7 protein-coding genes are annotated in these 10229 nt (G+C 55.6%); 3 read left to right on the forward strand and 4 right to left on the reverse strand.

Annotated features, from left to right (window positions below; genetic code table 11):
- Nucleotides 1-31: 31 nt before the first annotated feature.
- The 3 genes from JJB97_RS09620 to JJB97_RS09630 all read right to left on the reverse strand — a co-directional run bounded on the left by JJB97_RS09620 (nt 32) and on the right by JJB97_RS09630 (nt 4362).
- Complete coding sequence (locus JJB97_RS09620) at nt 32-568, reverse strand: M949_RS01915 family surface polysaccharide biosynthesis protein (protein WP_238713805.1); 537 nt, start codon at nt 566-568, stop codon at nt 32-34.
- Between the two features lie 957 nt (nt 569-1525).
- Nucleotides 1526-1732 carry a YnbE family lipoprotein gene (locus JJB97_RS09625; protein ID WP_238713806.1) on the reverse strand — a complete coding sequence of 69 codons (207 nt, stop codon included), beginning with the start codon at nt 1730-1732 and terminating at the stop codon, nt 1526-1528.
- Entirely contained in the window at nt 1732-4362 is a 2631-nt protein-coding gene (locus JJB97_RS09630; RefSeq protein ID WP_238713807.1) for a YdbH family protein, read from the reverse strand. Before JJB97_RS09630 ends, JJB97_RS09625 begins: the two co-directional genes overlap by 1 nt.
- A gap of 206 nt (nt 4363-4568) precedes the next feature.
- Between JJB97_RS09630 and JJB97_RS09635 the strand changes: the two genes are divergently transcribed.
- Both JJB97_RS09635 and hslJ read left to right on the forward strand, forming a co-directional pair.
- A complete protein-coding gene (locus JJB97_RS09635; protein ID WP_238713808.1) occupies nt 4569-5558 on the forward strand; it encodes a 2-hydroxyacid dehydrogenase in 990 nt (329 codons plus the stop codon).
- Between the two features lie 114 nt (nt 5559-5672).
- Nucleotides 5673-6107: a heat shock protein HslJ gene (gene hslJ / locus JJB97_RS09640; RefSeq protein ID WP_238713809.1), complete on the forward strand. Its 435-nt coding sequence runs from the start codon at nt 5673-5675 to the stop codon at nt 6105-6107.
- On the opposite strand, the gene JJB97_RS09645 is transcribed toward hslJ, so the two are convergent.
- Nucleotides 6101-6367: a putative hemolysin gene (locus JJB97_RS09645; RefSeq protein ID WP_238713810.1), complete on the reverse strand. Its 267-nt coding sequence runs from the start codon at nt 6365-6367 to the stop codon at nt 6101-6103. The two genes, hslJ and JJB97_RS09645, sit on opposite strands and share 7 nt — an antisense overlap.
- A gap of 300 nt (nt 6368-6667) precedes the next feature.
- On the opposite strand from JJB97_RS09645, the gene nifJ reads away from it, so the two are divergent.
- A complete protein-coding gene (gene nifJ / locus JJB97_RS09650; protein WP_238713811.1) occupies nt 6668-10195 on the forward strand; it encodes a pyruvate:ferredoxin (flavodoxin) oxidoreductase in 3528 nt (1175 codons plus the stop codon).
- The last annotated feature ends 34 nt before the right edge of the window (nt 10196-10229 follow it).

The raw sequence follows: 10229 nt of genomic DNA on the forward strand, positions 1-10229 counted from the left end.
GGTTAACGCCTTATCTTTTCCGGCCTATCGGCTAGCGAATTACCGTTGTCGATGCGTTTTTCCATTTTGACATCATATAATCATAAAGCTTCTTATTCTGCCTGAGCGCGCGGCTGGCCTGAGGCGATTTTTCGCCGCCGTAGGCATAATCGGCTATACGTAACGTTTCCAGGCCTTTTAGCTCATAACGTTTGCCTTTATAGAAAGCGAGATATTTAATCACGCCAGGCTCCAGCTCGCCGAGGCAGGAAAGGCGATATGAAAAGAGAAGGACATTGTTTTTATCACCAAAAACATCCGCCACATCAAACGCGCCGGGGAAAACTTTTACCTCGCTCTGCGCCGGGCAGCTATCTATTTTATCCTGCAAACGCCAGCGCGCTTTGCCGTTGAGCAGCTCTGAACCTGTCATATTGAGCGAATTTTGCTGCCTTGAAGTAGCAATGACCACTTCATGCTTACCTTCAGCATCGACCCAGACAGCTTTATATTCCCCGGCCCACAGCAACTGCGGGTAAAACAGGGCGGCACACAGTATTGTTGCCCATCTATGTTTTACGATATCCATACCAATATATCTATTGTCCTAATAAAGCTTAGTAACGCTATAGCCCCAGGGCTATAAGCCTGCGCCCCGCTAAAAGGCCTGATATCAAAATGACGCGTTGGCGCAACGTTTATTCAGATACCGTTACGTCAGAAAATTCTGCCTGTTACGACAGACGAAATCGACAAAGCTGATACCCGTCTGAAGTCAAACTACAGGCAGGAAAATGCTGTTACGTAATTATCTCATTACACGCGTCAGATTCACGCAAAACAGTATGCCGGCCGGTTGGCGCGGTATTTTTACAATCAACAGGGGAACGCTGTGAAAAGCCGACATACCCCGGTAGTCTGACTATTAGAACAGAAGGATGAAATTGGGTAAAGTAGGAAAAGTATTTCTTCTTAAATAATAAAATTTAAGAAAAATATTAATACTCCTATTAATATCTCATAAAAACATCGCGCATAATTTTAATAATCGGCCAGGCAGGCCGCCATGCCATAAGACAGGAAAGATGCCGCCTGTTAACCCTGTCCACTATCGGCGTAATTTTCATAGCGCGCTCATATAATGGTGGGTTTCTACGCTCAGGACAGGTATTGGGAAAAGCTTATCCGGCGAGACGGATATAAGGATTAGCCTGCGATTTTCAGTTTAATTAACCTGCCGCTGTTAAAGCGATTTACCGTTTTCTACGCCTGTAACAGACCGGCCGTAGCGCTCGCCGGGTGCGCATATCCAGGACTTGCATAAAAGACGCGCGCGCATTCCTGATAAACCGAAAGCCCGCCGTTTTCCGCCTCAGAAATAACACGGCATTGCGCAAAATTTATTCATAACCACAATACCGCGAACAACCTCCCCCCGGCTTTGCGCGAAGGGCCAGCTTCTGGTTCGCAAGCTGCGCGACAAGCGCAACCCGGAATGCATGGCTTACGCCAGGTATACCGGCCAACAGCGGCGCTAACGGCTTTTTTATTGTCCCTCCTCATCAAGCAGATCGCTGCGATTTTTAAGCAGCGTCTCCACGTCTTTATCTGCTTTAATATGGATTTCATGATCAATTTTTACGTTCATATTGATAGTCACCGGCTCTTTTGGCGCCGCCACCTCAATACGCGGCGTGCAGCCGCTAAGCCAGAATGCCGCTGCCGCCAGCACTACCGCCGCTTGACGCTTCATTATTGCTCCTTACAGGCACGCCCGGCGCATGGCGCAGGCAGAGTCATATTCTGTTCCAGCCAGGATTGTAGATTGTCGCCAAAACGCAGGCTGCGCCACAGCGTAAACACGTTCTCCTGGTGCGAGTAATTCAGTTTAATATCGCCGCTTTTCCCCTCCACCCGCGCAGTGCCGGCAAGGCTTGATTTCATCGTTAACTGACCAAGGTTATCCAGATTGATATCCGTCCATGAATGCGCGATTTCAACATAGCGCAGCCAGTTCATCCCCGCGCCCGCCGCCATATTATCGCGCACGATAGCATCCACCATATCCTTATCAAGTCGCAGCGTCAGCGGGCCGGGGTTGGTTAACCAGCCGTTTTTTATTATCCACGCAGGATGATTAAACCACAGCGGCAATGCGCCGTTGATACGCCCGGAAAGCGTGAACTGCTTTGGTTTAAGCGCCGTTATCAGCTCGCTTGAGGAGAGATTTTGCAACCGCAACAGCGCCGCGTCACGCTGCGGCATACGCAACTGCCGCATGGCGATAACGCCGCCAAGTACATCCACGCTGACATCGCTGAGCAGCAGCGGTTGCGCCTCACTCCACGGATACCAGCCCTGAAGCGAGGCACGGAAATTCCGCGCCACCGTCTGGCTGCGGATTTCATCAATACGCAGTCGCACCGGGCCGTGGGTGCCAAAGCGCCACACGCCGCCGACGTAGCGAAATGGCAGCACGAAATCAACACCGTTAACCTGGCTACCCGGCAGCCAGGCGCTGCCTCCCCTGATCACGCCGTGCCCGCCGGCCTCCAGCCCCTGCCCGGGCGCGGCGGAAAACGCAACCTGCGCGTGCATTGCGCCAGACTTCAGCGCCAGTTTCAAATCCGCAGGAAGCATCGGCTGAAACACCGTTAACGTCTGTTTCGGCCACCAGGCTTCGCCACGCAGGCGTACACCATCCCAGCGCCCCTGAAGGCGAACCGGGCCAATCTTCCCTGCCCGTAACGCGCCGCGCCAGTTAAACTGCGTTGGATCGCGCCCGCTTAACGAAACATTCAGCGTGGCTGGCGGCAGGCTCCCTGCGCCGCTAAAGCGCGTGTTCCGCGCCGTGAGCGTCAGCGCGCCGGTAAAGGTTGGCCTTTTTTCATCACGCTGCCATATTAGCGGCACGCTAAGATCAATACGCGGCGCGTCCACCGCCACGCCGGCGTAGCGAAGCTGGTTAAAGCCGGTAGACAGCGCCAACAGACGAATCGTATTATCACGCCACTCCCCTCTGCCTTTAACATCCCAGCGCGCCTGCATTGGCGTGAACGCGCCATCGCCCCAGTAGCGCCACGTCCATAAACCGGCATCCGGGAAAAAATGGCGGGCCCGGCCGTCAAGGTGCAGCGTAAAATGCCCCATGTCGTTTTCATGCGCGCGCAGGATAGCCTGCAGGCGCCCGACTACGCCGCGTCGCGTCACATTGACGCCCGCAAGCGGCCAGCGCACCTCATCAATACTGAGCGAATCAATGACCTGCCCGCGCGAACGCAGCAGCGCGCCGGGAGAAAAACGTAGTTTCAGGTCGCTTAACGCCCCATGCAGGGTGGCGGGCAAAGTAGCATAAAAGATCATCTGCGCCAGCTTCGCCTCGCCGGTCACGCGCAGCGGCATATCGCTGTTAGTCAGGCTAAGCCTGCCCGGCCCAAACGAAAGCACCGCGTTTCCTTTACCTGCTTCGCCCTGGGTCAGCACGCTGAGTCGGGCGCGAAGCTGCATGTTATCCAGCCCATTTCGCCAGTCGTCGGCATAAATATTCAGGCGTCCGCTCAGGGGAAACCCGGCATATGGCCAACGCCAGCGACTATCGCTAATGGCGATACGGTTTGCCGTCAGCGTCCAGGGCGCATCGAGCAGCGGCTCAGCATCGTCGGGCGAAAAAATCAGCAGTTGTCCGCTATTGCCCTGCCAGACAAGCTCGGCATCAGCCACGCGCGGCGCCTGTGGTAAATGAAATCTGGCGCTTACGCGCCCCTGCGTCGGTAAACCGCCCGGCACCAGCGGCAGGGTAATATCTCCGGCGAGGGTAACGGGCGCCTGTCCGGGCAGCACATCAATACTTAGCTGTTTAACCGTGAGCGCCTGACCGTTCATAACGGCGTTCAGATTCAGCGCATTACCGCGAAAATCCAGCCGCTGACGTTCAGGCGTAAGGTCAAGCCTCAGCGCGCCGGCATACTGCGGCCACGAGGTAAGCGACAAGGTATCTACGCTTATCCACGAACGCGGCAGCATCGCCTGCCACTGGGCGAGCGTGCGCGGAGCGGTCGCCGGTGCGTCGCTGGCGGGGATCTGGCTGATGCAGTCAGGGTTAAGCCTGAGTGTATCAATGTGCAAAAACCAGCGGCTCGGATGGCTAAGCGCGGCGTTTTGCACCTTCGCCAGTTCGCAGTCACCTGCAAGATAGCGCAGATCGGGAAGTTGCAGCGCGCCATGAATCAGACGCGGACCGGAAGTTATGGCGATCCGCGTCCCTTTCGGCAGCCAGAGGCCCGCCAGCGTTGGCAGCCATTGCGCCACGGTCAACATTAGCGTGAGTGGTAATAAAATCAGCAACAGTAGTAGCGCGACGGCGGCTTTATATTTACCCTTCATGGGCCGGTAATATCCTGACGCAGCGTTGTTTCAGGCTGGAAGAAGCGCCAATTTTGCCACGATTGTTTGATCGGTTGAAGTTAATCGCCGGGCGCAAACGTCCCTGACCTACACTAAGAGCAATGACGCATTATGCCGCAAGCGTGGTAATTGTAAGTCAAAATGAACGGTGATAGTGTTTTATCAGAATAAGCGAGGGAAATATCATGAAGATAGCCGTATACAGCACAAAGCAATACGATAAAAAGTATCTGGAGCGCGTGAATAGCGATTATGGCCATGAACTCGACTTTTTCGACTTTTTATTAACGGAAAAAACGGCCCGTACCGCTCACGGCTGCGATGGCGTATGTATTTTCGTGAACGATGACGCCAGCCGCCCGGTGCTCGAAGAATTGAAAAAACACGGCGTACGTTTTATCGCCCTACGCTGCGCAGGCTTTAACAATGTCGATCTTGATGCGGCTAAAGCGCTGGGGCTGAAGGTTGTACGCGTGCCCGCCTATTCGCCGGAAGCGGTCGCCGAACACGCCATTGGGATGATGATGTGTCTTAATCGCCGTATTCACCGCGCCTGGCTGCGCACCCGCGACGCCAACTTTTCGCTTGAGGGCCTCACTGGCTTCACCATGCACGGCAAAACCGCAGGTGTTATCGGCACCGGTAAAATCGGCGTGGCGGCATTGCGCATTCTTAAAGGTTTTGGCATGCGCCTGCTGGCGTTCGATCCGTATCCGAGCGCGGTTGCGCTGGATCTGGGCGTCGAATACGTTGATTTGCCAACGCTGTTTGCCCAGTCAGACGTGATTTCGCTACACTGCCCGCTGACGCAGGAAAACTATCACATGCTGAACGCCGGCGCATTTGCGCAAATGAAAGAAGGCGTGATGATTATTAATACCAGCCGGGGCGGCCTTATTGATTCTCAGGCGGCAATCGAGGCGCTCAAGACGCAAAAAATTGGCTCCCTCGGCATGGATGTTTATGAAAACGAACGTGATTTATTCTTTGAAGATAAATCCAACGACGTTATTCAGGATGACATATTTCGCCGCCTGTCCGCCTGCCACAACGTATTGTTCACCGGCCATCAGGCTTTTCTCACCGCCGAGGCGCTAACCAGTATATCCCGGACAACTTTGCAAAATCTCAGTCAGTTAGCCAAAGGCGAAACGTGCCCCAACCAACTGATATAATGCATGGAGCGCCTGCGCCTTTTCGGACTGCGCCGCAAAGACAGCGGGTTACAGCGCTGTCATACTTTTTATTAAAGCGAATGGAATTAATTTGCTAACGCGTATGGAGAAACAATGAAAAAATTTGCCGCCCTGATGCTAGCCGCCGCCGCAATAAGCGGCTGTACAGGAACAATGAATAATGCGCAGATCGGCGCCGAGCGGCTACAGCATCACCGCTACGTGTTGCAGAGCGTCAACGGCAGCCCGCTGGGCGAGTTAAACCAGCCCGCGCGCCAGCCGGAAATCAGCTTTGGCGAGAACCTGCACGTATCAGGCGCAATGTGCAATCGCTTTATGGGCCAGGGTAAATTAACGGGCGACATACTAAAAGTGGACGGCATGGCCTCTACCCGCATGATGTGCGCCGAACCACAGCTCAACGCCCTGGATAAGATAATTGGCACAATGCTCAACAACGGAGCGCGGATTAGCCTCAGCGACAAACAATTAACGCTGAAAGACGCTGATAATACGCTGGTTTATACCCTGGCTGATCTCGTTCAGTAATTCCCGCAACGCCCGGAGGCAAGCGCGCTTTCGCTACAGCGTTTGCCGTTCGGCAATGCGCACATTCCCTTTACCGAGCCATCCAACTGGCGCGCTATCGACAGCGTGCCGCCAATCATTGAACAGTTCGCCTGCCCTCTGTCAGTCATCGCTACACGCATTCCCGGCGTAACATGAGCCGCGGTTGCCTGCTGGGGCGGCTCACTACTGCAGGCGCTTAACATAACGACGACCGCGCCCGTCAGAAATCCTTTACGCATCGTTTATTTCCCCCTCATTGCCCGTGACACAAAACGAATGAATGATAGGCAGCGCAGCGCCGGACGTCGAGCAATAAACCGTCATTTTTTGTTATGCCGAAGCTATTTTTATTTCAGCGACGATAAGACAAGGCGTTTTTGTGACAACGTCACCTACAGGCGCGCCGTACGCCAGGACACAAACAGAAAAATATCGCTCCCCGTTTTCTGTCAGAATCGTCCTCTACAATTAAAAGCATACAGCGCGGCTTCTGCCTCGGCGCAGAAGCTTTCTTGTGAGCAATGCAAGGGGCGTTTTTTATGATCACACTCGACGGTAATGCTGCGGTAGCTTCTGTGGCGTTTCGTACCAGCGAAGTCATCGCCATCTATCCCATTACCCCCAGTTCCGCTATGGCCGAGCAGTCGGATGCCTGGTCCGTCAATGGGGTGAAAAATATTTGGGGCGACGTGCCGCAGGTCGTGGAGATGCAGTCTGAAGGCGGCGCCATCGCCACCGTGCACGGCGCGTTACACAGCGGCGCCCTCTCCACCTCTTATACTTCGTCGCAGGGTCTGCTTTTGATGATCCCGACGCTCTATAAGCTCGCAGGGCAGCTTATGCCCTTCGTTTTGCACGTTGCTGCGCGCACGGTCGCCACCCATGCGCTGTCAATCTTTGGCGATCACTCCGACGTTATGGCGGTACGCCAAACCGGTTGCGCCATGCTGTGCGCCGCCAGCGTGCAGGAAGCCCAGGATTTCGCGTTAATTTCTCAAATGGCGACGCTCAATAGCCGTGTCCCGTTTATCCACTTTTTTGATGGTTTTCGCACCTCGCACGAAATCAATAAAATCGCCCCGCTTTGCGATGATACGCTGCGTAAATTAATGCCGCAGGCGGCCATCGACGCTCACCGTGAACGCGCGCTCAACCCGGAACATCCTGTTATTCGCGGCACCTCTGCAAACCCGGATACCTACTTCCAGTCCCGCGAGGCCACAAACCCCTGGTACAACGCAGTATACGATCACGTTGAACAGGCCATGAACGACTTCGCCGCCGCCACTGGCCGCCAGTACAAACCGTTTGAGTATTACGGCCATCCGCAGGCCGAGCGCGTGATTATTCTGATGGGCTCCGCGATTGGCACCTGTGAAGAAGTAGTGGATGAATTGTTAACCCGCGGCGAAAAAGTGGGCGTGCTGAAAGTACGTCTCTATCGCCCCTTCTCCGCCCGCCATCTGCTGGACGCGCTTTCGCAAAGCACGCGCGCTATCGCCGTGCTCGACCGAACCAAGGAGCCGGGGGCGCTGGCCGAGCCACTGCATCTTGACGTGATGGCCGCGCTCGCAGAAGCCGTTAGCAACGGCGAACGTGAAATAATGCCGCGCACGATCGGCGGCCGCTACGGTCTGTCATCAAAAGAGTTTGGCCCGGAATGCGTCTTTGCGGTGTTTGCCGAGCTTCAGGCGGAAAAACCAAAGCCGCGTTTTACCGTCGGCATTTACGACGATGTCACGAACCTTTCGCTGCCGCTTCAGCCCAATACGCTGCCTGCACGGGCGAAGCTTGAAGCCCTGTTTTACGGTCTTGGCAGCGACGGCACCGTCTCGGCAACCAAAAACAACATTAAAATCATCGGTAACGCCACCCCCTGGTATGCTCAGGGTTATTTCGTTTATGACTCAAAAAAAGCGGGCGGCCTGACCGTATCACACTTGCGCGTAAGCGAGCAGCCTATTCAGTCCGCCTATCTGATCAAGCAGGCCGATATTGTTGCCTGCCACCAGCTCCAGTTCACCGACAAATACCCGATGGCCGAACGCCTGAAGCCGGGCGGTATTTTCCTGCTCAACACGCCCTACGATCCTGACGACGTATGGGAACGGCTGCCGCAGGAGATGCAGGCCGAATTACGCGCCCGCCGGGCAAGGCTCTGGGTGATAAACGCGACGAAGATCGCCCGGGAATGTCAGTTGGGCGCGCGTATTAACACCGTAATGCAGATGGCCTTTTTCCAGCTTAGCAACATCCTGCCTGGCGACAGCGCGCTTAAGGAATTACAAAATGCCGCAGCCCGCAGCTACAGCAGCAAGGGACAGGCGCTGGTGGAGCGCAACTGGCAGGCGCTGGCGCTGGCGCGCGAATTACTCCATGAAGTGCCGCTCGGCGAGGTTTGCAGTACAAGTCATACTCGCCCGCCCGTGGTATCTGACAGCGCGCCGGAATTTGTAAAAACCGTGACGGCCGCCATGCTGGCGGGCCTTGGCGATGCGCTGCCCGTCTCCGCGCTGCCGCCGGACGGCACCTGGCCGGTAGGCACCACGCGCTGGGAGAAGCGCAATATTGCCGACGAGATCCCCATCTGGAAGCCGGATCTGTGTACCCAGTGCAATCACTGCGTGGCCGCCTGCCCGCACGCCGCTATTCGCGCTAAAGTCGTACAGCCGCAGGATATGGAAAACGCCCCCGCATCGCTTGCTTCGCTGGAGGTAAAATCACGCGATATGCGCGGCCAGAAATATATACTTCAGGTCGCGCCGGAAGACTGCACGGGCTGTAATTTATGTGTGGAAGTCTGTCCGGCCAAAGACAGACAAAATCCGGATATCAAGGCCATCAATATGATGTCGCGCCTGGAGCATGTTGAGGAAGAAAAAGCGCACTACGACTTCTTTCTTGGGCTACCGCAAAGAGACCGCGATTCGCTTGAGCGCATTGATATACGCACTTCGCAGTTGATCTCACCGCTGTTTGAATACTCCGGCGCCTGCTCCGGCTGTGGTGAAACGCCCTATATTAAGCTGCTGACGCAGCTTTATGGCGATCGCATGATGGTGGCGAACGCGACCGGTTGCTCGTCAATTTACGGCGGTAACCTGCCCTCTACGCCGTGGACGACCGACGAACATGGTCGCGGCCCGGCCTGGGCGAACTCGCTTTTTGAAGACAACGCGGAGTTTGGGCTGGGCTTTCGCCTGACAGCCAACCAGCACGCCGCGCGCGTGCATCGCTTGCTAACTGAACTGGCAGACGAGCTGCCTGCCGGGCTGCTGGCACAGTTGCGCACGCAGGCGACCGTCACGCAGCGACGCGCTCAGGTTGCTCAATTGCGCAACGCGCTGGCCGACATTGACCGACCGCAAGCGCAACAGTTGGCGCGCGACGCCGACGCGCTGGTTGAAAAATCTATCTGGCTTATCGGCGGCGACGGCTGGGCTTACGACATTGGCTACGGCGGGCTTGACCACGTACTGAGTCTGAACGAAAACATTAATGTTCTGGTGCTGGATACCCAATGCTACGCCAACACCGGCGGTCAGGCGTCAAAAGCGACACCGCTCGGCGCCGTTATGAAATTTGCCGAACAGGGCAAGCGTAAGGCGCGTAAAGATCTTGGCGTAAACATAATGATGTACGGCCACGTCTATGTCGCGCAAATTGCGCTGGGCGCACAGCTTAACCAGGCGGTGAAAGCGATTCAGGAAGCGGAGGCCTATCCCGGCCCTTCGCTGATTATCGCCTACAGCCCGTGCGTAGAGCACGGTTATGATCTGGCGCTTAGCCACGATCAGATGCGCCAGCTTACCGCCACCGGCTTCTGGCCGCTGTATCGTTTCGATCCACGTCGCGCCGATGCGGGTAAGCTGCCGCTGTCTCTGGATTCCCGTCCGCCATCGGATACGCTGGCCGAAACGCTGCTTAAAGAACAGCGCTTTCGCCGCCTGAACGCGCAGCAACCGGAAGTGGCCGGACAGCTCTGGAAAGAGGCTGCCGCTGACTTGCAAAAACGCTATGCGTTTCTGGCAATGTTGGCCGGTAAAACCGAAAAACCAGCAGAGTAAAAATCCCCCTTCTTAGAAGGGGGCATTGATTTCG

Origin of the sequence: Tenebrionibacter intestinalis (assembly GCF_016632365.1) — a bacterium.
Classification (GTDB): Bacteria; Pseudomonadota; Gammaproteobacteria; order Enterobacterales; family Enterobacteriaceae; genus Tenebrionibacter; species Tenebrionibacter intestinalis.